Origin of the sequence: Microbacterium sp. ZW T2_14 (assembly GCF_044987405.1) — a bacterium.
GTDB lineage: Bacteria > Actinomycetota > Actinomycetes > Actinomycetales > Microbacteriaceae > Microbacterium.
In genome coordinates this window covers 31,524-54,853 of sequence record NZ_JBJDRK010000011.1, presented here as the reverse complement: position 1 = coordinate 54,853, position 23,330 = coordinate 31,524, and the positions used below count along the sequence as shown (strand labels likewise).

The 23,330-nt window shown below is 69.8% G+C and carries 24 protein-coding genes; 6 read left to right on the top strand and 18 right to left on the bottom strand.

Annotated features, from left to right (window positions below):
• Positions 1-83: 83 nt before the first annotated feature.
• The 3 genes from ACI3KY_RS05960 to recO form a co-directional block, all read right to left on the bottom strand.
• Positions 84-764: a DsbA family protein gene (locus ACI3KY_RS05960; RefSeq protein ID WP_404929281.1), complete on the bottom strand. Its 681-nt coding sequence runs from the start codon at positions 762-764 to the stop codon at positions 84-86.
• Between the two features lie 104 nt (positions 765-868).
• A complete protein-coding gene (locus ACI3KY_RS05955; RefSeq protein WP_404929280.1) occupies positions 869-1,681 on the bottom strand; it encodes an isoprenyl transferase in 813 nt (270 codons plus the stop codon).
• Positions 1,678-2,418 carry a DNA repair protein RecO gene (gene recO / locus ACI3KY_RS05950; protein ID WP_404929279.1) on the bottom strand — a complete coding sequence of 247 codons (741 nt, stop codon included), beginning with the start codon at positions 2,416-2,418 and terminating at the stop codon, positions 1,678-1,680. Before recO ends, ACI3KY_RS05955 begins: the two co-directional genes overlap by 4 nt.
• Positions 2,419-2,555: 137 nt before the next feature.
• Between recO and ACI3KY_RS05945 the strand changes: the two genes are divergently transcribed.
• The 3 genes from ACI3KY_RS05945 to ACI3KY_RS05935 are packed head-to-tail and all read left to right on the top strand — an operon-like array spanning position 2,556 to position 4,398.
• A complete protein-coding gene (locus tag ACI3KY_RS05945) occupies positions 2,556-3,023 on the top strand; it encodes a MarR family winged helix-turn-helix transcriptional regulator (RefSeq protein ID WP_404929278.1) in 468 nt (155 codons plus the stop codon).
• Positions 3,020-3,673 (top strand): hypothetical protein, encoded by a 654-nt coding sequence (locus ACI3KY_RS05940; RefSeq protein ID WP_404929277.1) that lies wholly within the window; start codon positions 3,020-3,022, stop codon positions 3,671-3,673. Before ACI3KY_RS05945 ends, ACI3KY_RS05940 begins: the two co-directional genes overlap by 4 nt.
• Before the next feature lie 38 nt (positions 3,674-3,711).
• Positions 3,712-4,398 (top strand): trimeric intracellular cation channel family protein, encoded by a 687-nt coding sequence (locus ACI3KY_RS05935; RefSeq protein WP_404929276.1) that lies wholly within the window; start codon positions 3,712-3,714, stop codon positions 4,396-4,398.
• A gap of 76 nt (positions 4,399-4,474) precedes the next feature.
• Here ACI3KY_RS05935 and leuA read toward each other — a convergent pair whose 3' ends face one another.
• Positions 4,475-6,235 carry a 2-isopropylmalate synthase gene (leuA, locus tag ACI3KY_RS05930; protein ID WP_404929275.1) on the bottom strand — a complete coding sequence of 587 codons (1,761 nt, stop codon included), beginning with the start codon at positions 6,233-6,235 and terminating at the stop codon, positions 4,475-4,477.
• Positions 6,236-6,495: 260 nt separating this feature from the next.
• Between leuA and ACI3KY_RS05925 the strand changes: the two genes are divergently transcribed.
• Positions 6,496-7,125: a hypothetical protein gene (locus ACI3KY_RS05925; RefSeq protein ID WP_404929274.1), complete on the top strand. Its 630-nt coding sequence runs from the start codon at positions 6,496-6,498 to the stop codon at positions 7,123-7,125.
• Between the two features lie 30 nt (positions 7,126-7,155).
• Here ACI3KY_RS05925 and era read toward each other — a convergent pair whose 3' ends face one another.
• The 11 genes from era to lepA form a co-directional block, all read right to left on the bottom strand.
• Positions 7,156-8,118 carry a GTPase Era gene (era, locus tag ACI3KY_RS05920; RefSeq protein ID WP_404929273.1) on the bottom strand — a complete coding sequence of 321 codons (963 nt, stop codon included), beginning with the start codon at positions 8,116-8,118 and terminating at the stop codon, positions 7,156-7,158.
• On the bottom strand, positions 8,115-9,464 hold the full coding sequence (locus tag ACI3KY_RS05915) for a hemolysin family protein (RefSeq protein ID WP_404929272.1): 1,350 nt from the start codon (positions 9,462-9,464) through the stop codon (positions 8,115-8,117). The genes era and ACI3KY_RS05915 overlap by 4 nt, the downstream gene beginning before the upstream one ends.
• Positions 9,461-9,931 (bottom strand): rRNA maturation RNase YbeY, encoded by a 471-nt coding sequence (gene ybeY, locus ACI3KY_RS05910; RefSeq protein ID WP_404929271.1) that lies wholly within the window; start codon positions 9,929-9,931, stop codon positions 9,461-9,463. The genes ACI3KY_RS05915 and ybeY overlap by 4 nt, the downstream gene beginning before the upstream one ends.
• Positions 9,928-10,959, bottom strand: a complete 1,032-nt coding sequence (locus ACI3KY_RS05905) for a PhoH family protein (protein WP_404929312.1) — start codon at positions 10,957-10,959, stop codon at positions 9,928-9,930. Before ACI3KY_RS05905 ends, ybeY begins: the two co-directional genes overlap by 4 nt.
• 70 nt (positions 10,960-11,029) lie before the next feature.
• Positions 11,030-11,377, bottom strand: a complete 348-nt coding sequence (locus ACI3KY_RS05900; protein WP_194415321.1) for an HIT domain-containing protein — start codon at positions 11,375-11,377, stop codon at positions 11,030-11,032.
• Positions 11,378-11,442: 65 nt separating this feature from the next.
• Entirely contained in the window at positions 11,443-12,180 is a 738-nt protein-coding gene (locus tag ACI3KY_RS05895; RefSeq protein ID WP_404929270.1) for a 16S rRNA (uracil(1498)-N(3))-methyltransferase, read from the bottom strand.
• A 3-nt stretch (positions 12,181-12,183) separates the two neighbouring features.
• Complete coding sequence (gene dnaJ, locus ACI3KY_RS05890; RefSeq protein WP_404929269.1) at positions 12,184-13,296, bottom strand: molecular chaperone DnaJ; 1,113 nt, start codon at positions 13,294-13,296, stop codon at positions 12,184-12,186.
• Positions 13,297-13,347: 51 nt separating this feature from the next.
• Positions 13,348-14,388, bottom strand: coding sequence for a heat-inducible transcriptional repressor HrcA (gene hrcA, locus ACI3KY_RS05885; RefSeq protein ID WP_194415318.1), 1,041 nt, complete (start codon positions 14,386-14,388; stop codon positions 13,348-13,350).
• Between the two features lie 128 nt (positions 14,389-14,516).
• Positions 14,517-15,734: a radical SAM family heme chaperone HemW gene (hemW, locus tag ACI3KY_RS05880; RefSeq protein WP_404929268.1), complete on the bottom strand. Its 1,218-nt coding sequence runs from the start codon at positions 15,732-15,734 to the stop codon at positions 14,517-14,519.
• 7 nt (positions 15,735-15,741) lie between these two features.
• A complete protein-coding gene (locus ACI3KY_RS05875; RefSeq protein ID WP_404929267.1) occupies positions 15,742-16,392 on the bottom strand; it encodes a DUF1990 family protein in 651 nt (216 codons plus the stop codon).
• Between the two features lie 10 nt (positions 16,393-16,402).
• Positions 16,403-18,256 carry a translation elongation factor 4 gene (gene lepA / locus ACI3KY_RS05870; RefSeq protein WP_404929266.1) on the bottom strand — a complete coding sequence of 618 codons (1,854 nt, stop codon included), beginning with the start codon at positions 18,254-18,256 and terminating at the stop codon, positions 16,403-16,405.
• Between the two features lie 82 nt (positions 18,257-18,338).
• Here lepA and ACI3KY_RS05865 point away from each other — a divergent pair, with 82 nt between their 5' ends.
• The gene (locus ACI3KY_RS05865; RefSeq protein ID WP_404929265.1) at positions 18,339-19,064 is read left to right on the top strand and encodes an alpha/beta fold hydrolase; all 726 of its coding nucleotides are present in this window, start codon (positions 18,339-18,341) and stop codon (positions 19,062-19,064) included.
• On the opposite strand, the gene ACI3KY_RS05860 is transcribed toward ACI3KY_RS05865, so the two are convergent.
• Together ACI3KY_RS05860 and ACI3KY_RS05855 are read right to left on the bottom strand one after the other, a co-directional pair.
• Complete coding sequence (locus ACI3KY_RS05860; RefSeq protein WP_404929264.1) at positions 19,053-20,297, bottom strand: MFS transporter; 1,245 nt, start codon at positions 20,295-20,297, stop codon at positions 19,053-19,055. The genes ACI3KY_RS05865 and ACI3KY_RS05860 overlap by 12 nt on opposite strands.
• A complete protein-coding gene (locus tag ACI3KY_RS05855) occupies positions 20,294-21,652 on the bottom strand; it encodes a GH1 family beta-glucosidase (protein WP_404929263.1) in 1,359 nt (452 codons plus the stop codon). The genes ACI3KY_RS05860 and ACI3KY_RS05855 overlap by 4 nt, the downstream gene beginning before the upstream one ends.
• Positions 21,653-21,888: 236 nt before the next feature.
• Here ACI3KY_RS05855 and rpsT point away from each other — a divergent pair, with 236 nt between their 5' ends.
• Complete coding sequence (rpsT, locus tag ACI3KY_RS05850; RefSeq protein WP_404929262.1) at positions 21,889-22,149, top strand: 30S ribosomal protein S20; 261 nt, start codon at positions 21,889-21,891, stop codon at positions 22,147-22,149.
• 112 nt (positions 22,150-22,261) lie between these two features.
• Here rpsT and holA read toward each other — a convergent pair whose 3' ends face one another.
• Positions 22,262-23,299, bottom strand: coding sequence for a DNA polymerase III subunit delta (holA, locus tag ACI3KY_RS05845; RefSeq protein ID WP_404929261.1), 1,038 nt, complete (start codon positions 23,297-23,299; stop codon positions 22,262-22,264).
• Between the last annotated feature and the right edge of the window lie 31 nt (positions 23,300-23,330).

Below are 23,330 nucleotides of genomic sequence, written 5' to 3'. Positions count from 1 at the left end.
ACCCTCGACGACCGGCTGCCCGGAAGCAGAGAACGGGCCCACCGCGATGATTCGCGGCGGGCCCGTTCCGGTTGTCCGTCTGGTCAGGCGTCGACGGCCGCGGGCTCGCGGTGCTCGGCCCACACCTGGCGCACGATCTGGGCGAACGCGTCGGCGGGCTGCGCGCCCGACACGCCGTACTTGCCGTCGATCACGAAGAACGGCACGCCGTTGATGCCGTACGCCGTGGCCTGCGCCTGGTCGGCGCGGACGGCGTCGAGGTAGCGGCCGCTCTGCAGCGCCGCGCGCGCGGCGTCGGAGTCGAGTCCGGCATCCGTGGCGAGCTCCACGAGCTCGTCCTCACGCCCGAGGTGACGGCCCTCGGTGAAGTAGGCGGCCATGAGGCGCTCGGCGAGCTCATGCTGGCGGCCGTGCTCCTTGGCGAAATGGAGCAGTTCGTGCGCCTTGACGGTGTTGGTGTGCTTGAGGAGGTCGAAGCGGTACTCGAGACCGGCATCGGCGGCGACGCCGGTGACACGCTGGAGCATCTGCTGCACCTGATCGCGAGCCATGCCCTTGTGCTTCGCGAGGAAGTCGAGCTCATCGCCCTCGAAGTCGACGGGCGTGTCGGGTGACAGCTCGAACGAGTGGAACGTCACCTCCACGGCGGGGGCGTCGTCATCCGCGGATGCCGCGGCCAGCCCGTTCTCGAGATTGCGCTTGCCGATGTAGCACCAGGGGCAGGCGATGTCGCTCCACACGTCGATCTTGATGGCGTCCGTCATGCTGAGGACAACCGCGGGCGTCGTCGCTTCTATTCCGCCGAATGCGCTGTCATGCTCGATCGTCGGTGCCGGCGCGTTGCCGCACCGGGTGAACCCGCCGCCGGTCAGGATGCCGAGGCATCGGGCGTGTCGACGGCGCCGCCGAAGCGGCGCTCGCGGCCGAGGTAGGCGTCGATGCCGTCCCAGAGGTCTTCGCGGCTGAAGTCCGGCCACAGCGTGTCGAGGAAGACGAACTCCGCGTACGCCGACTCCCACAGCAGGAAGTTGGACGTGCGCTGCTCCCCGCTCGAGCGGAGGAAGAGGTCGACATCCGGCATGTCGGGCCGGTACAGACGGCGCTGGATGAGCTTCTCCGACACCGCCGACGGCTTGAGCCTGCCTGCCGCGACGTCGTCGGCGATCGAGCGCATCGCGTCGACGAGCTCGATACGGCCGCCGTAGTTCACGCACATGGTGAGGGTCAGCACGTCGTTGCCCGCCGTCAGGCGCTCCGCGAACTGCAGCTCCTTGATCACGCTCGACCACAGCCGCGGCTTGCGTCCCGCCCACTGGATGCGCACGCCCCACTCGTTGAGCTGGTCGCGGCGGCGGTGCAGCACGTCGCGGTTGTACCCCATCAGGAAGCGCACCTCCTCCGGCGAGCGCGACCAGTTCTCGGTCGAGAACGCGTACACGGACAGGTGTTTGACGCCCGCCTGGATCGCTCCCGCGACGACGTCGAGCAGCGCGGCCTCGCCCGCCTTATGACCTTCGATGCGCGTGAGGCCCCGGCGATTGGCCCAGCGGCCGTTGCCGTCCATCACGATCGCCACGTGGTTCGGCACGGCGCCGCGCGGGTACTCGGGCGGATAGATCCCGGTCCAGTCCAGCGGGCGATACGGCACGGCATCGCGATGCGTGTAGGGCTTGGGAGTCACCAGCGACCTTCCTGGGGGGCGGAGACGTGCGAAAGCGAGCGGATGCCGCGCTCGAGGTGCCACTGGGCATAGGCCGCGATCAAACCCGAGGCGGCAGCGGTCGAGCCGTGGGACGCGGCATCCACCACATCCCACTCCCCCGCCATGAGCGATTGCAGCAGCGACACCGTCGCGGCATCCACGCGCGCAGCGCCGGTCGGAGCGCAGTCGCGGCAGATGACGCCGCCCTGCTGCGCGACGAACGTGTCGTGGGGTCCGCTGCGGCCGCAGCGGGCGCACTCCCCGAGCCCCGGCGCCCAGCCGGAGAGCGCCATGGCCCGGAGGAGATAGGAGTCCAGCACGCTGCGCGAGGCGTGCTCGCCGCGCGAGAGCGCACGCAGCCCGCCCACGAGGAGCAGATACTGCTGCGGCGTCGCCTCGGCCTCGTTGAGGCGGTCGGCGGCCTCGACCATCGCGTGGGCGGATGTGTAGCGGTCGTAGTGGGCGACGATCTCGGCGCCGTAGGAGCCGAGCGACTCGGCCTGCTGCACGATGTCGAGGGAGCGGCCCTGGTAGAGCTGGACGTCGGCGACCATGAACGGCTCCAGCCGCGCGCCGAAGCGCGACGAGGTGCGACGCACGCCCTTCGCGACCGCGCGCAGCTTGCCGTGACGGCGGCTGAGCATGGTCACGATCCTGTCGGCTTCCCCCAGCTTGTGGGTGCGAAGGACCACGACTTCATCGCGGTAGGTGGGCACCCGTCAATTATCGCTGCGTACCCGCGTGATCGGGCGGCGCCGGACCGTGCGGGCTCGGTTGCCGAAGGGACTCGTCCCGTTCGCTGGCTGGCCGGGTGAGAACCCGATCCCGGCTAACACTATGTACTCTGTTCACTATGTCGGGCACGCAGATTCTGGATTCCCTTCTCGCCCTCTCGCAGGTCCTCGAGGCCGATCAGGCGCGCGAACTCGAGCGGCGGGGACTCACCCAACCGCGCACGCACCTGCTGTGGGTGCTCTACCAGGGCGGGCCGGTGACGCAGGCACAGCTCGCCGACGCGATCGGCGTCACCCCGCGCAACGTGACCACGCTGGTCGACGCGCTGGAGGCCACGGGCTTCGCGCGCCGCGAGCCGCATCCCACCGATCGCCGGGCGGTGCTCGTCCACCTCACCGAGCGCGGCCTGTCGATCATGGAGACGATGGATGCCGAGCACGACGCGCTCGGCAGCGACCTGGTCGCCGGACTCGCCGACGAAACAGTGCGCGTCACCGCCGACGCCCTGCAGCACGTCTTGACGACCCTGCAACGGCTGGTCGCCGAGCACGCCGCGCGGCAGGACGAGCAGGCCGAGCCCTCATGACCGGATCCCCCGCGACCGACACGACGAGTCCTCAACCGGGGTCCTTCGGGCAGCGCGTCCGACGCCTCGCCCGGATGGCGCTGCGGGCGGAGATCGGAATCTGGAAGAGCCTCTACCGCTGGATCTTCCGGCGCCCACGGGTGCCCGTCGGGGCCAGCGGATTCGCCTACCACTCCCCGGTGCTCACGATCCTGGTGATCTTCATCGTCCTCTCGGCGATCGAGATCCCGATCGTCGACCTCATCGTCCACGACTGGCCGTGGGTGCGCATCCCCCTCCTCGCCGCAGGGATCTGGGGCGTGACGTGGATGATCGGCCTCCTGCTGGGTTTCCTGACCCGTCCGCACGCCGTCGGACCTGAAGGCATCCGCGCGCGCTCCGGTGCCGAGCTCGACATCGACCTGCCGTGGGAGTCGGTGACGAGTGTCGAGAAGTCCCGCGATGTGCGGGAGAAGGCTCCGAAGATCCGCGACGAGCCGCACGGACGCACGCTCGCTCTGCGGATGCAGGACGAGACCAATGTCCTCGTCATCCTCGAGCGTCCGGTGGCCGTGCGTCTGGGCGACACCGCGGACGAGGTCGACGCCGTGCGGCTCTGGGTCGACGACCTGGACGGGTTCATGACGGCGGTGCGGACGCACATCCCCTGAATCCGGCCGCGAGCACCCCGTGCGACCACAATGGAGGGGTGGACGAGCCGATCTTCGTGATCCCGCTGTGGGCGGACCTCACCGCCGTCGGACTCGGCGGGATACAGGGCGCGCTCTTCGCGTCGGGCTTCCGGGGCCAACGGCGGCTCGACCTGCTCGGCGTCGCGATCATCGGCATCGTCGTCGGCATGGGCGGCGGTCTCATCCGCGACCTGCTCCTGAACGTCACCCCCACCACGCTGCAGAGCAACTGGTATCTGCTGACGGCCACCGGCGCGGCACTGCTCGGGATGCTGCTCGCCGGCGTCTTCCAGAGACTCAACGCCGTCATCGTCGGCCTCGACGCGCTGGTCATCGGGCTGTTCGGCGCCTTCGGCACCAGCAAGGCGCTCGCGCTCGGCCTCCCCCTCGTGCCCGCCGTCTTCGTCGGCGTATGCGCGGCCGTCGGCGGCGGCATCCTGCGTGACATGATCATGGGCCTTCCCGTGGCGATCATGCACGTCGGCTCGCTCTATGCCGTCGCCGCCGGAGCGGGATGCCTCGTCCTCGCGGTCGCGAATGCGCTCGGGGTCGATCTGGTCATCGCCGCGATCGTGGGCATCGTGGTCACCACCGTCATCCGGCTGCTCGCCGTGATGTTCGACATCTCATTGCCGGAACAGCGTGCGCTCTACCGCCGCAAGGTGGCCGTCGAGACCTCGACGATTCCCATCGTCAAGCATTGAGCGGTCTGAAGCCCGCCTGCGCACACCGACGGGTGCGCGCGGGGATCACCCGCGCACACCCGTCGACGGTTCGCGCTCAGACGGCCGCGAGGGCCCCGGAGCGCTGCCGCGTGCGGATGGCGCGGTTGACCCCCGACACGATCGCTTTGAGCGACGCGGTCGAGATGTCCGAGTCGATGCCCACGCCCCACAGGCGCTCGCCATCGACCTGCAGTTCGATGTACGCGGCGGCCTGGGCGTCGCCTCCGGCGCTGAGGGCGTGCTCGACGTAGTCGTACAGCGTCACGTCGAATCCCTGTGCGCGGACGATCTCGAGGAACGCCGCGACCGGGCCGTTGCCGTGGCCGGATGCCTCGAATCGCTCGTCGCCGTCACGGAGCGTGATGTCGAGCGAGACATCGCCGGACAGGTCGCTGCGGGTGCTCGTCGCCAGTAGTTCGAAGCGGCCCCAGCGCTCGTCCGCGACCTCCGCCGGCAGGTACTCGTCGGTGAAGATCTTCCAGATCTGGTCGCTCGTGACCTCGCCGCCTTCGGCATCGGTCTTGGCCTGGACCACGCCCGAGAAGTCGATCTGCAGCCGGCGCGGCAGGTCGAGCGAATGGTCGGTCTTCAGCAGGTATGCGACGCCGCCCTTGCCCGACTGCGAGTTGACCCGGATGACCGCCTCGTACGAACGACCGAGGTCCTTCGGGTCGATCGGCAGGTACGGGACGGCCCAGTCGATCTCGTCGACGGTGACGCCGGCCGCCGCGGCGCGGGCCTCCATGGCCTCGAAGCCCTTCTTGATGGCGTCCTGGTGCGATCCGCTGAAGGCGGTGAAGACCAGGTCTCCGGCCCACGGGCTGCGCTCATGCACCGGCAGCTGGTTGCAGTACTCGACCGTGCGCTTGACCTGGTCGATGTCGCTGAAGTCGATCTGCGGATCGATCCCCTGCGTCAGCAGGTTGATGCCGAGCGCGACCAGGTCGACGTTGCCGGTGCGCTCACCGTTGCCGAACAGGCACCCCTCGATGCGGTCGGCGCCGGCCATGTAGCCGAGCTCCGCCGCGGCGATCGCGGTGCCGCGGTCGTTGTGCGGGTGCAGCGAGAGGATGACGTTCTCGCGGTGGGCGAGGCGACGGCTCATCCACTCGATCGAGTCGGCGTAGATGTTCGGCGTGGCCATCTCGACAGTCGCGGGGAGGTTGATGATGACCTTGCGCTCCGGCGTCGGCTCGAAGATCTCGATCACCTGGTTGCACACGTCGAGGGCGAACTCGAGCTCGGTGCCGGTGTAGCTCTCGGGCGAGTACTCGTAGAACACCTGCGTCTCGGGGATCCGCTTCTCGAACTCGCGGCACAGCCGCGCGCCCTCCAGCGCGATGTCGGTGATCCCACGCTCGTCGGTGCGGAACACGACCTCGCGCTGCAGCACGCTGGTCGAGTTGTACAGGTGCACGATGGCCTGCTTCGCGCCGGCGATCGACTCGTAGGTGCGCTCGATGAGGTGCGCACGCGCCTGCGTCAGCACCTGGATCGTCACGTCGTCCGGGATGAGGTCCTCTTCGATGAGCTGACGCACGAAGTCGAAGTCGGTCTGGCTGGCGGAGGGGAACCCCACCTCGATCTCCTTGTAGCCCATGCGCACGAGCAGGTCGAACATGACCCGCTTGCGTTCGGGGCTCATGGGATCGATGAGCGCCTGGTTGCCATCACGCAGATCGACCGCGCACCAGCGGGGTGCGGTCGTGATGCGCTGGTCCGGCCACGTGCGGTCGGGCAGTTCGACGGTGATCTGCTCGTGGAACGGCAGATACTTGTGGACCGGCATGCCCGAAGGCTTCTGATTGTTCTTCATGATCGATTGCTTCTCTCGTCTGTCTCGAGCCATCAACCCGATCGGGGTGGCTCGATGCCTGATGATGCGGGCCAGCCGAAAGCTCCGCGACGAGGAAGGCCCTAGAACGAGGTCTCGTCGCGGCGGCTAAGAAGGAGAAGCCCGCCGAAGCGCATGTGACCACGTTACACCCGGTTCTGTGCCCGGTGTGAACCGCTCGACACGGATGCCGCGGCATCCGGTCTCCGAGACGATCGGCGTTCGCACGACACCATGGAGGTATGAGAGGTCTTCGCCGCCCGCTCGGCATCGCCGTCGTCGCTGTCTTCGTCGGGCTCGTCGCCGTCGCGTGCGCGAGCGCCGATCCCGCGAGCACTCCCCCGCCGACGGCGTTCGGCGCGATCACGCCGGTGCCGCCCGAGGGTGAGGTCGCGACCACAGGGACGGTGCGGGACGCCGCGGGTGACGTGCAGCTCTGCCTGGGACCGGTCGCCGAGTCGTACCCGCCGCAGTGCGCGGGGATCCCGCTCGAGGACTGGACCTGGGACGGCGTCGACGGTGCCGAGTCGTCGGGAGATGTGACCTGGGGTGCCTATGCCGTGCGCGGCACGTACGACGGCACGTCGTTCACGGTGACGCAGCCGCCGATCCTGCTGGCTCTCTACGACCCCATCCGTCCGGAGGATCCGACAGGCGGCGAGCCGGGCGCGGGCGACGAGGCGACGCTCGCGGCCATCCAGGACGAGCTCCCGGACCGCCTCGGTGACGCGTACTTGAGCTCGTACCCGCAGGACGGATGGCTCTGGATCGATGTCGTCTGGGACGACGGCAGCTGGCAGGATGCCGCGAACGCCGAGTACGGCGACGACACCGTCGTCGTCCGGTCGGCCATGACGCCGACCGGCGGCTGACCCGGGCGCTCGCGCCGCTCGGCGGCGCGGTCAGAAGCCGAGGCGGCCCAGCTGCTTCGGGTCGCGCTGCCATTCCTTCGCGACGCGGACGTGCAGCTTCAGGAAGACCTTGGTGCCCACCAGCGGCTCGATCTGCGCCCGCGCACGCGCACCGACGTCGCGCAGGCGCGACCCCTTGTGCCCGATGATGATCGCCTTCTGACTGTCGCGCTCCACGATGAGGTTCGCGAAGATATCGGTCATCGAGCCGGTCTCGCGCTCGGACATGTCCTCGATGGTGACGGCGATGGAGTGCGGAAGCTCGTCGCGCACGCCCTCGAGCGCCGCCTCACGGATGATCTCCGCGATGCGGTCCTCGGTCGACTCGTCGGTGACGACGCCGTCCGGGTAGAGCGCGGGGCCTTTCGGCATGAGCGCGAGCAGCTCGTCGGTCAGCACGTCGAGCTGATCCCGGGTCAACGCGGACAGCGGGATGACAGCCGCCCAGTCCTCGCGCAGCTGGTCCACCTCGACGAGCCTCTCGGTGATCTGGTCGCGGGACGCGGCATCCGTCTTGGTGACGATCGCGACCTTCTTCGCCCGGCCGTACCCGCCCAGCGACTCGGCGATGCGGCGGTCGCCGGGGCCGACCTTCTCGGTCGCAGGCACGCAGAAGCCGATGACGTCGACATCCCCCAGCACCTGCTCGACGAGATCGTTCAGCCGCTGACCCAGCAGGGTGCGCGGCTTGTGGAGCCCCGGTGTGTCGACGATGACCAGCTGGCCGGTCGGGCGGTTGACGATGCCGCGGATGGCGCGCCGCGTGGTCTGCGGCTTGTCGCTGGTGATGGCGACCTTCTCGCCCACGAGCGCGTTCGTCAGGGTGGACTTGCCGACATTCGGGCGGCCGACGAAGGTGACGAAGCCCGAACGCCCCTCGGCCGGCTCAGGGGTTCCGGAGGACGCGGGGGCCGTGGCGGACTCCGGAGCCGGCGTGGGGTCGTTCTCGGTCATGGGGTGTCTTCCTTCTTGGGCAGCCGGATCTCGCCGGTGCGAGGGCTCGGGATGCGGATCTCGCCGGTGCGCGGACGGCCCATGTCGAGAGTGGGTGCGCCGCGTTCGACGAACACCGTGGAGATGCCGCGTCCGCGTCCGCGTGACGCGCCACCGGTGAGGACGAGGCCGGCGTACTCGGCGGTGGCGCCGGGCTGCGGCACGCGCCCCAGCGCCTTGCCCAGGAGCCCGCCGATCGAGTCGACGTCCTCATCCTCCAGTTCGAGGCCGAACAGGTCGCCGACCTCGTCCAGTCCCAGGCGGGCGCTCACGCGGTAGTGGCCGGGCTCGAGCTCGGTCACCTCTTCCGCGCGGGGGTCGTACTCGTCGGAGATCTCGCCGACGAGCTCTTCGATGAGGTCCTCCAGGGTCACCAGCCCCGACACGCCGCCGTACTCGTCGACGACGAGGCACACATGCACGGCGTCGCGCTTCATCTGCTGCAGCAGGGTCTCGGCCTTCATCGACTCGGGGACGAAGACGGCAGGCCGGGCGATCCGGCTGATGGGGGCATCGCGCCACCCGGACTCGTCACGGAAGCCGAACTGCACGAGGTCTTTCAGGTAGAGCACCCCCACCACGTCGTCGGCGTCGTCGTCGACGATGGGCACGCGCGACACGCCCTTCTCGAGGAAGATCGACATGGCCTCGCGCGTGGAGGCCGAGGCATCCACGGTCACCATGTCGGTGCGCGGGACCATCACGGCCCGGACGAAGGTGTCGGTGAAGTCGAAGACGGAATGGATGAGCTCACGGTCGTCCTGCTCGATGAGCTCGTTCTCGGCCGCCTCGTCGATGATGCTGAGCAGCTGCTCCTCCGACGCGAACGACGAACCACGCGAGCCGCCGGGGGTGATCCGGGTGCCGAGGGCGACGAGGCCGTGGGCGAGCGGACCCAGGATGATCCTCACCCCGCGGATCACCGGCGCCGCGCCCCGCAGCAGGCCCTTCGAATGCAGCCGGCCGAGGGTGCGCGGGCTCGCGCCCACGACGACGTAGGACACGCCCGTCATCAGCACCGCGGCGGCGAGCATGGCCCACCAGATGTTGTTGAAGAGATCCGTGAACGCGACGGTCACCAGCACCGCCGCCGTCGTCTCGGCGAGCACCCGGATGAAGATCACCGCGTTGGCGTGCGCGTCGGGATCGGCCGCGATCTTGCGCAGCGGCTCGGCGTTGCGGTCGCCGGCGGCGAGGTCGGCGAGATCCGCGCGCGAAGTGACACTGAGGGCCGCATCGATCGCGACCATCAGTGCCCCGAACGCGAGCAGCAGGGCCGCCGCGATCAGGAGGAGCGCAGCGGTCATGCGCGCGGTCGTCGACGCTCGGTCGCTTGGAAGGAGGTGATGAGCTCGCGCTGCAGGCCGAACATCTCACGCTCCTCCTCCGGCTCGGCGTGGTCGAAGCCGAGGAGATGGAGCAGGCCGTGCGTGGTCAGGAGGATGAGCTCGTCCAGCGTCGAGTGCTTGGCGGCCGCCGCCTGCGTCTCCGCCACCTGCGGGCAGAGCACGATGTCGCCGAGCAGCCCGGCGGGCGTGGGGGCGTCCTCGGTGCCGGGACGGAGCTCGTCCATGGGGAAGCTCAGGACGTCGGTCGGACCCGGCTCGTCCATCCACTGCACGTGCAGCGCCTCCATCGCGCCCTCGTCGACGAGGAGGATCGCGACGTCGGCCTCCGGGCTCACGTGCAGCTCCGCGAAGTGGTGCTCCATGAGCCGCAGCAGCACGGTCTCGTCGACGGCGATCCCGGATTCGTTGCCGATCTCGATGGTCATGAGCGTCCTCGCTTCGGAAGGTGGTCGCGGGGTCCGCCGCTGCGGGGAACGGCGGCACGCCGTTCTGCCCGGTTGGCGAATTCGGAGGCCTCATCGCGCTCACGGCGCGCAGCCAGGCGATGCTCGTCGTACTCCGTGTAGGCGTCGACGATCCGTCCCACGAGGGTGTGGCGCACGACGTCGTCGCTCGTGAGGTAGGCGAAATGGATGTCGTCGATCTTGTCCAGCACCCGCGTCACCAGCCGCAGACCCGATGCGCCCTGAGGCAGGTCGATCTGCGTGATGTCGCCCGTCACGACCATGCGCGTGCCGAAGCCCAGGCGCGTCAGGAACATCTTCATCTGCTCGGGAGTGGTGTTCTGCGCCTCGTCGAGCACGACGAACGAGTCGTTCAGCGTGCGGCCGCGCATGTAGGCGAGCGGCGCCACCTCGATCGTGCCCGTCGCCATGAGCTTCGGCACGATGTCGGGGTCCATCATCTCGTTGAGCGCGTCGTACAGCGGGCGCAGATACGGGTCGATCTTGTCGGTCAGGGTGCCGGGAAGGAACCCCAGCCGCTCCCCGGCCTCCACGGCCGGGCGGGTCAGGATGATGCGGCTGACCTCCTTGCGCTGCAGCGCCTGCACCGCCTTGGCCATCGCCAGGTAGGTCTTGCCGGTTCCCGCCGGACCGATGCCGAACACGATGGTGTTCTCCTCGATCGCGTCGACGTAGGCCTTCTGACCGAGTGTCTTCGGACGGATCACGCGGCCCCGCGACGACAGGATCGCCTCACCGAGCACCTCGGACGGCCGCGGGCCGCCTTCGGTGCGCAGGATGCGGTTCGACGAGGTGACGTCCTCCTCGCCGAGCGCGTGGCCGGCCTTGGTCATCGCGAGCAGCTCGTCGACCAGCGACCGGGCTGCCGCGACCGCGTCCGCCTCGCCCGTCAGCGTGATCTCGTTGCCGCGCACATGCACGTCGACACCGGGGTGCTCCCGCTCGACGACCCGCAGCAGGCGATCCTGGGGACCCAGCAGCTGCACCATCGCGACCCCGTCCGCATAGATGCGCTCGGTGGTGCGGGCGCGGTCGCTCACGGCTTCATGACCGTCTTGATCAGGCACCGACACTCTTCTCTTCGAGGCCTCCCGCGAGCACATGGGCGTGCACGTGGAAGACGGTCTGGCCCGCGTTGGGGCCGGTGTTGAAGACGAGGCGGAAGTCCCCGTCGGAATGCTCGGCGGCGAGCGTGTTCGCCAGGCCGACGAGCTCGGCCATCAGCTCGGGATCGCCGGCGGCGAGCTCGACGACGTTGCGGTACTCCTCGGTCTTGGGGATCACCAGGAGGTGCAGCGGCGCCTGTGGAGCGATGTCACGGATCGCGAACGCGTTCTCGGTCTCCGCGATGATCTCGGACGGGATCTCTCCGTTGCGGATGCGCGTGAAGATCGACGGCTCGCTCATCCCGCAAGTCTAGCGAGGGGCCGAACGGCGGGCTCGGGTACCGGTCGGTGAGCCTGTCGCAGCGGTCACCAGCGGGCGAGGGCGGTGCTGACGACCGCGAGTGCCGCCGGGCCGGCCGTCGACGTGCGCAGCACGGTGTCGCCGAGCCGCACGAGTCGCGCTCCGGCCGCAGCGAGGGCGTCGAGCTCCTCGGGTGCGATGCCTCCCTCGGGGCCGACGACCAGCACGATGTCGCGCACGTCGCCCGGCTCGACCGCGAGGGCACTGAGCGACTCGGTCGCCGTCGGCTCGAGGATGAGGACGAGGGATGCCGCGGCCCGGCGCGCGAGCGCGGTCGTCGTGGTGAGCTCCGCCACCTCGGGCACCCACGCGCGATGAGCCTGCTTCGCCGCCTCTCGAACGATGGTCGTCCACCGGGCGCGGCCCTTCACCGCCTTCGCGGCGTCCCACCGCGAGACGCTCCGCGCGGCCTGCCATGGCACGATCTCATCGACGCCGAGCTCGGTGGCCGCCTGGACCGCCAGCTCGTCACGGTCGCCTTTCGCGAGCGCCTGCACGAGCACGACGCGCGGACGCGGCTGCGCGGCATCCGTGCGCTCGCGTACGCGCACCACCACTTCCCGCGGCGCGGCCGACTCGACGAGGCCCGTGAGCCAGGCGCCGCGGCCGTCGCCGACCGTCACCTCCTCGCCGACACGCACCCGTCGCACACTCGAGGCATGGTGCGCCTCGGCGCCGGTGAGCGTGACGGTCTCGCCCGGCCCGGCGGAAGCAGGCCCGTCGAGGAGGAAGTGCAGGGCCACCGGCTACCCGTTCCGGAAGCGGTCGCGCAGCTTGGCGAACAGGCCCTGGTGGAACTCCGAGAGACGCGGAGCCGGCGCCTTGGTGCGCTTGGCGAACTCCTCGATCAGCGCGCGCTCCTTGTGGTCGAGCCGGGTGGGCGTCACGACGTGCACGCCCACTCTCAGGTCGCCGCGCTGCGAGCCGCGCAGCGGGGTGATGCCGCGGCCCTTGATGGTCAGGATGTCGCCGGCCTGGACGCCCGGGCGCACTTCGAGGTCGACCGGGCCGTCGAGCGACTCGATCGTGGTCGTGGTGCCCAGGATCGCGTCGGGCATCGACACCTCGAGGGTCGCGAGCAGATCGTCGCCGTCACGGCTGAACACCTCGTGGGGCGAGACGGTGACCTCGATGTACAGGTCGCCGTTCGGGCCACCGGCGGGACCGACCTCGCCCGAGCCGGGCAGCTGCAGTCGCAGACCGGTCTCGACGCCCGCGGGGATGTCGAGCGAGACGGTGCGGCGGGCGCGCACGCGGCCCTGGCCCTGGCAGGTCGCGCAGGGGTAGGGGATGGTGGTGCCGTAGCCCTGGCAGACGTTGCACGGCTGCGTGGTCACGACGTTTCCGAGGAGGCTCCGCACCTGGCGCTGCACGTTGCCGGTGCCGTGGCAGATGTCGCATGTGACGGGGCTCGTCCCCGGCTGGCAGCACGATCCCTGGCAGGTCTCGCACACCACCGCGGTGTCGACGTCGATGTCACGATGGGTGCCGAACACCACGTCGCCGAGCTCGAGCGTGACGCGTACGAGGGCGTCCTGCCCGCGTTCGCGTCGCGACCTCGGACGCCCCCCGCGCGAGCCGCCCGAGGCTCCGAAGAAGGTCTCGAAGATGTCGTTGAAGCCCCCGAACCCGCCGGCGCCGCCGAACGGCGAGTCGTTGCCGCCCATGTCGTAGCGTGCGCGCTGATCCGGGTCGCTCAGCACGTCGTAGGCGTGGGTGACGAGCTTGAAGCGCTCGGAGGCGTCCTCACCCGGGTTCACATCGGGATGCAGCTGCCGTGCCAGCTTGCGGTACGCCTTCTTGATCTCGTCGGTGGTGGCGTCGCGTGCGACGCCGAGGACCTCGTAGTGGTCTGCCACTTTCGCCTTCCTGCCGCGGCCGTGCCGCGGAATCGATGATGCGCGTCCGCGTCAGCGGGAATTGTCGTCCTGCTCGAGCATGCGCGTGAGGTAGCGCGCGACGGCGCGGACCGTCGCGAGGTTCGTCGGGTAGTCCATGCGTGTCGGACCGAGCACGCCGACGCGTGCGAGCGATCCGGTCGCGTCGTAGTCACTGGCGACGACGGATGCCTCGGCCAGGCCGAACGCCTCGTTCTCGCGGCCGATGCTCGCGGCGAGCCCCTGCTCGTCGGCGACCATCTCGCCCATCAGCCGCAGCAGCGTGACCTGCTCCTCGATCGCCTCGAGAAGCGGGTAGATGCTGCCCCGGAAGTCGGACTCGCTGCGAGCGAGGTTCGCACTGCCGGCCATCACGAGCTTGTCCTGCCGGAACTCCTCGAGCTCTTCGGCGACCGCGCGGACGATCTCGTCCGTCGCACGCTCGTGAGCGGGTGCCTGGGCGTCCGGCACCTCGAGCCGCTCCGCGATGCGCTGGAGCCCCTCACGGACCGGCCGGCCGACCAGGAGGGTGCCGAGCCGCGCACGGATGTGTGCCAGGTCGGTGTCGTCGAAGTCCTCACCGACGAAGGTCAGTCGCTGCGAGACGCGGCCGGTGTCGGTGACGACGATCACCAGCATCCGTCCGCCGCCGAGCTGCACCAGCTCCACGTGCGTGACGTTGGCGCGCGCGAACGACGGATACTGCACGATCGCCACCTGGCCCGTGAGCTGGGTGAGTGCGCGGACGGTGCGAACCAGCACGTCGTCCAGGTCGCCTGAGCCGTCGAGGAACGACGCGATCGCGGAGCGCTGCGCCGACGAGAGCGGGCGGATCTCAGCGAGGTGGTCCACGAAGACGCGATAGCCCTTGTCGGTCGGCACGCGTCCCGACGACGTGTGCGGCGCGACGATGAGCTCTTCGTCTTCGAGCAGCGCCATGTCGTTGCGGATCGTCGCCGCAGACACGCCGAAGGCGTGACGCTCGACGATCGTCTTGCTGCCGACGGGCTCACGCGTGTCGACGTAGTCCTGCACGATCGCGCGCAGCACCTGCAGGCCTCGCTCGCTGACCATCCCGCCTCCTCACGCTGCTGTCGGCACCAGGGCGTCTGGCACTCGCACGACTGGAGTGCCAATTCTATCGGATGCCTCTGTCAGGAGCGCCGAGCGACGCCGCACGGCCTCCGCCCGCCTCCGCAGGATCATGCGGTCAGCGCGCGCACGACCGCGTCGGCCAGCAGACGGCCGCGTCGGGTCAGCACGACGTGGCCTTTCAGCGCGGTCGGTCCGTCGATGAGACCGTCCGCGATGAGCGCAGCGACGGCATGCCGGCCCTCGCCCTGAAGCTCGCCGACCGGCAGCCCCTCACGCACGCGCGTGCGCAGCAGCACGTTCTCGAGGGCCCGGGCCTCGGCATCCGGGATCTCGCGTCCGGCGGCCGGCGACTCGCCCGCGGCGAGCCGCTGCGCGTAGGCCGCGGGGTGCTTGACGTTCCAGAACCGCACTCCCCCGATGTGACTGTGCGCTCCCGGGCCGAACCCCCACCAGTCCGAGCCGAGCCAGTAGGCGAGGTTGTGCCGCGAGCGGTGCGCCGTGTCGCGTGCCCAGTTCGACACCTCGTACCAGCCGAACCCCGCGCCCGCGAGCAGGTCGTCGGCGAGTTCGTACATGTCGGCCTGCAGGTCGTCGTCGGGGGCGGCGACCTCGCCGCGGCGGATCTGGCGCGCCAGCTTCGTGCCGTCCTCGATGATCAGCGCGTAGGCCGAGATGTGATCGGGCTCCAGTGCGATGGCGGCCTCCAGCGACGCGCGCCAGTCCGCGAGCGACTCACCGGGAGCACCGTAGATGAGGTCGACGCTGACGTCCAGGCCCGCGTCACGGGCGGCGGACACCGCCGTGCGGACGTTCTCGGGATCGTGCGTGCGATCGAGGGCGGCGAGCACGTGCGGAATCGCGGACTGCATGCCGATCGAGAGCCGGGTGACGCCGGATGCCGCCAGCTCGGCGGCCACCGCGGGCGAGACGGTGTCGGGGTTGGCCTCGACCGTCACCTCCGCCCCGTCGACGATGCCGAAGGTCTCGCGGACGCCGTCGAGCATGCGGGCGAGGTCGCCCGGAGGCAGAAGTGTGGGTGTGCCGCCGCCGAAGAACACCGTCGTCGCGGGCCGGTTGCCGCCGGCGCGATCGAGCACAGTCGCGGCGAGGTCGATCTCGCGCAGCAGCGTGTCGGCGTACTGGTCCTGGCGGGCGCCCTGCAGCTCCGACGACGTGTAGGTGTTGAAGTCGCAGTATCCGCATCGGACACGGCAGAACGGCACGTGCAGGTAGACACCGAAGTCCGTCGCCGGGGCGATGCGGGTGAGGTCCGGCAGCGAGCCATCCGCCGGAACCGGCTCGCCCAGTGGCAGCGCGGCGCCCATCAGCGCGTCACGCGGGTGTCGTGTACAGCGGCGAGATCGCGCGCAGATAGCGCGTGAACAGCTCGCGCCGACGGCGCTTGGTCAAACCCGGCAGCACGCGGTAGAGCACGGCACGGGGTGCGTCGAAGGCGCGCACGGTGAACCACACCTCGTCGTTGTCGTACCAGTCGAGCATGAAGGATTCCTCGCCGCTGACGACCGAATCGCTCACCGTGCCGAGTGCGAAGCCGATGCGGCGCGGCTCCTCCACGGCGAAGATGACGCGCAGCTCCGCGTCGGCGCGGAGGCCCTTCACCCGGCCGTCGACCCTGATGGTGGTGCCGGCGCTGACGTACGGCGTGCCGTCGGCGTCGAAGCGCTGCTCGGTCTCGGTGCGGCTGGGAGCGACCGGGGTGCCCTCGGCGTCGAAGCTGACGCCGGAGTACATCGGGCCCGACGCGGGGCGTACGTCGGAGACGTCCAGCCCTGCACCGCGTTGCGCCGTCCACGACAGCAGCGCCTCGCCGGCCGCGCGGAAACGCGCCTCGCCGCTGCCGATGCGCCACGACTGCTCGGCCGGAATGCTGCGCTCCGGCGGATAGTGCATGAGATCGGGCGCCTGCGTCGCCCCGACCGCGGCGTAGTCGACCGTGTCGTCCCGGAAGTTCCCTCGACGCATGACGACCAGCCTACTTGCCGTCCTTTTTCTCCGTATCGCCCGACAGCGCGGCGATGAACGCCTCCTGGGGGACCTCCACGCGACCGACCATCTTCATGCGCTTCTTGCCCTCCTTCTGCTTCTCCAGCAGCTTGCGCTTGCGGCTGATGTCGCCGCCGTAGCACTTGGCCAGGACGTCCTTGCGCATGGCCCGGATCGACTCGCGGGCGATGATGCGCGCCCCGATCGCGGCCTGGATCGGAACCTCGAACTGCTGACGTGGGATGAGCTTCTTGAGCCGCTCCGTCATGAGCACGCCGTAGGCGTAGGCCTTGTCGCGATGCACGATGGCGCTGAACGCATCCACCGGCTCGCCCTGCAGCAGGATGTCGACCTTCACGAGGTCGGCCTCCTGGTCGCCGCTGGGCTCGTAGTCGAGCGAGGCGTACCCCGCGGTCTTCGACTTCAGGTGGTCGAAGAAGTCGAAGACGATCTCGCCGAGGGGCATGCTGTAGCGGATCTCGACGCGGTCCTCGCCGAGATACTCCATGCCGAGCAGCGTGCCGCGGCGGGACTGGCAGAGCTCCATGATCGTGCCGACGTAGTCCTTGGGCGCGAGGATCGCGGCCTTGACCATCGGCTCCGTCACGCTGGCGATCTTGGTGCCGGAGGGGAACTCGCTGGGGTTCGTGACGGTGAAGCTCTTCTTGTCGTCGGTCACCACCTCGTAGGTCACCGACGGCGCGGTCGAGATGAGGTCCAGGCCGAACTCGCGCTCGAGGCGCTCGGTCACGATCTCGAGATGAAGTAGACCCAGGAAGCCGCAGCGGAACCCGAAGCCGAGGGCGACCGAGGTCTCGGGCTCGTAGTTGAGCGAGGCATCCGACAGCTTCAGCTTGTCGAGCGCCTCACGCAGCAACGGGTAGTCGCTGCCGTCGATCGGGTACAGGCCCGAGAAGACCATCGGCTTCGGGTCGGTGTAGCCGGGCAGTGCGTCCTTCGACGGCTTCGCGGCGTTCGTGACGGTGTCGCCGACCTTCGACTGGCGCACATCCTTCACGCCGGTGATGAGGTAGCCCACCTCGCCGACGCCCAGGCCCCGGGTCGGTGTCGGCTCGGGCGATGAGACGCCGATCTCGAGCAGTTCGTGGATCGCGCGGGTCGACATCATCTGGATGCGCTCACGCGGGTTGAGCGCGCCGTCGACCATGCGGACGTACGTGATGACGCCGCGGTAGGAGTCGTACACCGAGTCGAAGATCATCGCGCGGGACGGGGCATCCGGATCACCCTGGGGCGCCGGGATCTGCGCGACGACGTGGTCGAGGAGGTCCTCGACGCCCATGCCGGTCTTCCCGCTGACCCGGAGCACGTCCTCGGGGCGGCCGCCGATCAGCCCGGCGAGCTCCTTCGCGTACTTCTCGGGGTCGGCGGCGGGAAGATCGATCTTGTTGAGGACCGGGATGATCTGCAGGTCGTTCTCGAGCGCCAGGTACAGGTTCGCGAGCGTCTGCGCCTCGATGCCCTGAGCCGCGTCGACGAGCAGGATCGCGCCCTCGCACGCGGCGAGCGACCGCGAGACCTCGTAGGTGAAGTCGACGTGCCCGGGCGTGTCGATCATGTTCAGCGCGAACGTCTGGTCGCCGCTCGTCCACGGCATCCGCACGGCCTGCGACTTGATCGTGATGCCGCGTTCGCGCTCGATGTCCATCCGATCCAGGTACTGCGCGCGCATGTCGCGATCAGAGACGACGCCGGTGATCTGCAGCATGCGGTCGGCCAACGTCGACTTGCCGTGGTCGATGTGGGCGATGATGCAGAAGTTGCGGATCAGCTCGGGCGGCGTGGCAGAGGGCTCGAGGGGCTTCAGTGCGCGGGGTGACATGTCCAGACGATTGTACGGGTGCGCGGTGCCGAGACTCTGCGAGCCGTCGGCAGCCCGTCAGCGCCCCGGCTAGCCTGTCGTCATGGTGGTGCAGGTCGTGCTCGTTCACGGCATCCGGACGTCCGCCACGATGTGGCGCTCCCAGGTCGACTACCTGACCGCTCGCGGCACGCCCGTGACGGCCGTCGATCTGCCCGGCCATGGAGCGCGCATGACCGAGGAGTTCACGCTCGAATCGGCGATGGCGACGATCGATCAGGCTGTGCGCTCCGCGGCCGAGCGTGGCCCGGTGCTCCTCTCCGGCCACTCGATGGGTGGCCTGCTGTGCATCGAGTACGCGGGTGCGGAGCAACCGCCGCCCGTCGCGGGCTTCATCGCAGCGTCCTGCACCGCGATCCCGCGCGGCGTCGGGCTCGCCGCCTATCGCATGCTGACACGCGGGTTCGACTCGCTCCCCGACCGCGGGATGTGGCTGACGGACCGCATGCTCGATCGCATCCTGCCCGATGAGACACGCGCCGACTTCGGCGCGGGCGGCTACGCGCTGGACGCGCAGGACACGGCACTGCGCAGTCTCTCGGTGCTCGATCTCCTCGCGGCGCTGCACCGCATCGACGTGCCGCTGTGGTTCGTCAACGGACAGTACGACCAGCTGCGCGTGAACGAGAAGCTGTTCATGCGCATCGCGCAGCACGCCGAGCTCGTCGTCGTGCCGCGCACGACCCACCACGTGACGGTCATGCGCCCGCGCGTCTTCAACGCCCTCCTGGAGGTCGCGCTCACCACCCTCGAGGCGTCAGACCGCTGACCGCTCCCGGGCGCGGATCGCGTACGTCATCACGCCGCCGACGATCGACAGGATGCCGCCCACCAGGAAGAGCAGCCAGAACCCGCCGACGAGGGCCACGAGGCCCGCACCCAGGAGCGGCCCGATCAGCTGGCCCAGGCTCGCCGACACGTTGACGAATCCGAGGTCGCGCGCGTGGTCCTCCGGGTATGGGAGGAGGTCGGTGCCCAGCGCCAGGCTCACCGACATGTACGCGCCGTACCCGACGCCGAGAAGGGCGGCCGCGATCATGGCCGACGTGAGCGACGGCGCCACGACCAGGATGATCGACGCGAGGCCCTGGATGACGGCCGCCCACACCACGAAGGGCACACGGCGGCCGGTGCGGTCGGAGACCCAACCCGAGGCGATCGAGGACGCGACGACGAAGAGCGTGTACACCAGGATCAGCAGAAGGAGCTCGTCCTCGGCGGTCGCGGCATCCCGGTGCAGTCCGTAGAGCAGGAAGAACAGCAGCAGGCCCGTTCCGAGCGCATTGCCGATGTTGACCGTCAGGCGTCCCGCGAGCAGCCACGCGAAGTCACGGTCCCGCAGCGCGGCGAGGCGCTCGCGGAGCGTTCGGACCTCACGTGCGACCGCCACCTCGCCGCTCGCCGGCGGGTCGGGAAGCAGCAGCGCGGCCACGGTGCCGACGACGGCGAGGAAGCCCGCCAGCGCGAGATAGCCGACCGCGACACCCAGCTCGAGCAGCACGATCACCCCGACGCCCACCACGATGCCGAGCGCCTGCGAGGAGGAGACGGCAGCGGATGCCGCACCCCGCTGCGTCGTCAGCTGGTCGGCGATGAGCGCGGTGAAGGCCGCCGAGGCGACGGCCACGCCCACCGAGACGCCCACCCATGCCAGGCCGACCCCCCACGGTCCGTCGGCGAACGCGATCGCGATGAGCGACAGGGTGCCGAGTCCGACACCACCGAGGGCCCAGGGGCGCCGGCGGCCCCATCGGCCGCGTGTGCGGTCGGAGAGGCCACCCGCGAGCGGGGCCGCGATCACTCCGGCGACGCCGCCGATCGCCAGCACGAGCCCCGATGACACGACGCCGGTGATCCAGCCCGCCGCGTCGTCGGGTGTGTCCAGCTGCAGTGGGATGAGGAGCTGCAGCGGCGTCAGCTGCACGGTCCAGAGCGCGAGCCACGCGAGCGTGAACAGCGTGAACCAGCCGGCTCCGACCTTCGCACCTCGCCGGGCATTCACGAGCGGGACTCCGCGATGAGGCTGCGGTACCAGTCGAACGAGGCCTTGGGCGTGCGTTGCGCCGTATCGAAGTCCACGTGCACCAGCCCGAAGCGCTGCGTCCAGCCGTCGGCCCACTCGAAGTTGTCGAGCAGCGACCACACGGTGTACTCGCGGACGTCTGCGCCGGCCCGGATGGCAGCTCCCACCGCATCGATGTGGCCCGCCAGGTATCCGATGCGATCGGCATCGTCCACGCGGCCGTGGACGTGGTCGGGTTCGGGGAACGACGCGCCGTTCTCGCCGATCACCAGCGGAGGGAGGCGGTCGCCGTACCGCTCGTGGAAGTCGAGCAGAAGCTCGGTGAGCGCAGCGGGCACGATCGGCCACTCCGGTCCGAACCCGGTGACGGGCGCCCCCGGCGTGGGAACGATCTGGAACGGAATGGGGCTGCCGTGCGGCGCGCCCGCGACGGTCGTCGGGTTGTAGAAGTTGATGCCGTAGAAGTCCCCCGGCGCCGAGATCACGTCGAGATCGCCGTCGGCCACCGGCATCGGCGGAATGCCGAACGCTTCGAGATCGGGGTACGCCCCGGTGAGCACCGGCTCGGCGAACACGAGGTTGTGGAGCAGGTCGTACACCGCCGCCGCGGTGAGGTCGGCTTCCATCTCGCTCGCAGGGAGCACCAGCGTGTGGTTGTTGACGATGCCGACCTCCTCGGCCCCCGCGGCGCGCAGTGCCCGCTGCGCCAGACCGTGGGCGAGGAGCTGATGATGCACGGTCGGCAGCGCGTCGAACAGCAGCTGACGACCGGGCGCCAGGGTGCCGACGGCATAGCCCTGCAGCGACGTCGAGACCGGTTCGTTGAGTGTGTACCAATGACGGATGCGGTCGCCCAGTGCCTCGGCGACGATCTCGGCATACTCGCCGAAGCGCTCCGCGGTGTCGCGCTGCAGCCAGCCGCCCTGCTGCTCGAGCGTGCTCGGCAGGTCCCAGTGATACAGCGTCGCGAAGGGAGTGACGCCGGCGTCGAGCAGGTCGTCTGCGAGCCGGCGGTAGTAGTCGAGCCCTGCCGGCAGAACAGGACCGCCGGGCTCGGGCTGCACCCGCACCCACGAGATCGAGAAGCGGTAGCGGTCGACGCCGAGGGCTGCCAGCAGCGCGACGTCCTCGCGGTGGCGCCGGTAGCTGTCGGGCCCGGGTTCCGCCGTCGCCCCGCCGTGGACCGCGGCCGGAGCGTCGACGAAATCGTCCCAGATGGATCGGCCGCGGCCGTCGGCGGTGCGGGAGCCTTCCACCTGGAACGCGGCGGTCGCGGCCGACCATCGGAAGCCGGGTGGAAACGTCTCGAGGTCGATGGACGGATGCTGCGGCACGGCGGACTCCTTCGTCAGGGGCGCGCGCCTCGGGCGACGCGCGCAGCCACGTCTCGATCATGCATCATCCGGCACCGCTCCCCCGCGCATCGGCGCCGTCCATCGCACGCCGTCCGACCTGGTAGAATCCTTGTTTGGCTTGCGTGTGGGTTCGCCCTCACGACCGTCGCGAAGCGCCCCTCTCTCGCTGACCGGCACATCTATCCGATTCCCTTCGAACGAAAGAACGTCGACACGTGGCGAACATCAAGTCGCAGATCAAGCGCAACAAGACCAACGAGAAGGCGCGCGAGCGCAACAAGGCCGTGAAGAGCGAGCTGAAGACGCACGTCCGCCGCACGCGCGAGGCGATCGCCGCCGGCGACAAGGCCGCCGCCGAGAAGGCTCTGGGCACGGCGTCCAAGAAGCTCGACAAGGCCGTCAGCAAGGGCGTCATCCACCGGAACCAGGCAGCGAACCGCAAGTCGGCCATCGCCAAGCAGGTCTCGGCGCTCTGAGACTTCGACACGCTCTGCGGCCATGAGGCCGCCCCGCCACGTGAGTGTGCGGTGAGAGCGAGTCGACATGGCCCGTCCCGTCAGGGGGCGGGCCATTTCGCGTTGCCGGACGTCAGGCGCCGTAAGGGGAACGCGTCGCGATGACCGTGATCATGCGCTCCAGCGCGAAGACCGCGTCGCGCGAGCCGCCCTTGACCTCGGCATCCGCCCTCGCCGTCGCCTGGATGGCGCGGCCCAGGCTCTCTTCGTTCCATCCCGTGAGGTCACGGCGCGCGCGGTCCACCTGCCAGTCCTTCATGCCCAGCCGCGACGCCAGGGCAGCCGAGGATTCGCGGTTGCCCGCCACCCGCGCCATCGTCCTCAGCTTCATCGCGACGGCCGCGACGAGCGGAACCGGGTCGGCACCCGAGGCCAGCGCATGGCGGAGGGCGATGAGAGCTTCGCCGTAGCGGCCTGCGATCGCCGTGTCGGCGACCGTGAAGGCCGACGTCTCGACGCGGCCACCGTAATAGCGCTCGACGAGCTGGTCGGTGATGTCACCGGGCACGTCGGCGATGAGCTGCTGGCAGGCGGCTGCCAGCTCGGTGAGGTCGTCGGCGAAGGCGGAGACGAGACTGCGCAGCGCCGTGGGGGCGATGCGCTTCTTGGCCGCCTGGAACTCCCCCGCGGCGAAGTCGAAGCGGTCGGAGTCGCGCTTGACGGCCGGGCAGGCGATCTCCACGCCTGAGCCCTGCCCCGCACGGATCGCGTCGAGCAGCTTCTTGCCGCGGACGCTGGCGCCGGTGTGGCGCAGCACCACCGTGGCGCCATCCTGCGGAGCCGACAGGTACGAGACCGCCTCGGCCAGGAAGGTGTCGGAGCATTTCTCCACGCCGCTCACCCGCACGAGCCGGGGCTCGCCGAACAGCGACGGCGAGGTGACGCCCAGCAGCGTACCCGCGGCGTAGTCGTCGGCGCGGATGTCGGAGACCTCGAGCGTCGGATCCTCGGCGCGGAGGTACTCGCGCACACCGGCGATCGCCCGCTCGGCGCAGACCTCTTCGGGGCCGGACACCAGCACGATCGGCGCCGGCTGAGGCGCCCGCCACGACAGCTGCGGAATGGCGCTGCGCGCCGTCTTCGCGGGCGCGCGGCGAGCGGGAGGAGCCATTGCTCCAGCCTACCGACGGCCGCCGACCTCA

Bases quoted from the DNA above. Each gene is read 5' to 3' on its own strand.
- hemW (WP_404929268.1), bottom strand. From the start codon at position 15,734: ATGGGCGCCGCGCTGCCACTGGGCGAGCCGGTTCCGGCGGATGGCTCG.
- ACI3KY_RS05900 (WP_194415321.1), bottom strand. From the start codon at position 11,377: ATGAGCGAGCCGTCGATCTTCACGCGCATCCGCAACGGAGAGATCCCG.
- ACI3KY_RS05925 (WP_404929274.1), top strand. From the start codon at position 6,496: ATGAGAGGTCTTCGCCGCCCGCTCGGCATCGCCGTCGTCGCTGTCTTC.
- lepA (WP_404929266.1), bottom strand. From the start codon at position 18,256: ATGTCACCCCGCGCACTGAAGCCCCTCGAGCCCTCTGCCACGCCGCCC.
- leuA (WP_404929275.1), bottom strand. From the start codon at position 6,235: ATGAAGAACAATCAGAAGCCTTCGGGCATGCCGGTCCACAAGTATCTG.
- ACI3KY_RS05960 (WP_404929281.1), bottom strand. From the start codon at position 764: ATGACGGACGCCATCAAGATCGACGTGTGGAGCGACATCGCCTGCCCC.
- hrcA (WP_194415318.1), bottom strand. From the start codon at position 14,388: ATGGTCAGCGAGCGAGGCCTGCAGGTGCTGCGCGCGATCGTGCAGGAC.
- ACI3KY_RS05940 (WP_404929277.1), top strand. From the start codon at position 3,020: ATGACCGGATCCCCCGCGACCGACACGACGAGTCCTCAACCGGGGTCC.
- era (WP_404929273.1), bottom strand. From the start codon at position 8,118: ATGACCGAGAACGACCCCACGCCGGCTCCGGAGTCCGCCACGGCCCCC.
- ACI3KY_RS05875 (WP_404929267.1), bottom strand. From the start codon at position 16,392: ATGCGTCGAGGGAACTTCCGGGACGACACGGTCGACTACGCCGCGGTC.
- ybeY (WP_404929271.1), bottom strand. From the start codon at position 9,931: ATGACCATCGAGATCGGCAACGAATCCGGGATCGCCGTCGACGAGACC.
- holA (WP_404929261.1), bottom strand. From the start codon at position 23,299: ATGGCTCCTCCCGCTCGCCGCGCGCCCGCGAAGACGGCGCGCAGCGCC.
- ACI3KY_RS05945 (WP_404929278.1), top strand. From the start codon at position 2,556: ATGTCGGGCACGCAGATTCTGGATTCCCTTCTCGCCCTCTCGCAGGTC.
- ACI3KY_RS05865 (WP_404929265.1), top strand. From the start codon at position 18,339: ATGGTGGTGCAGGTCGTGCTCGTTCACGGCATCCGGACGTCCGCCACG.
- ACI3KY_RS05905 (WP_404929312.1), bottom strand. From the start codon at position 10,959: ATGGTGCAGCTGCTGGGTCCCCAGGATCGCCTGCTGCGGGTCGTCGAG.
- ACI3KY_RS05915 (WP_404929272.1), bottom strand. From the start codon at position 9,464: ATGACCGCTGCGCTCCTCCTGATCGCGGCGGCCCTGCTGCTCGCGTTC.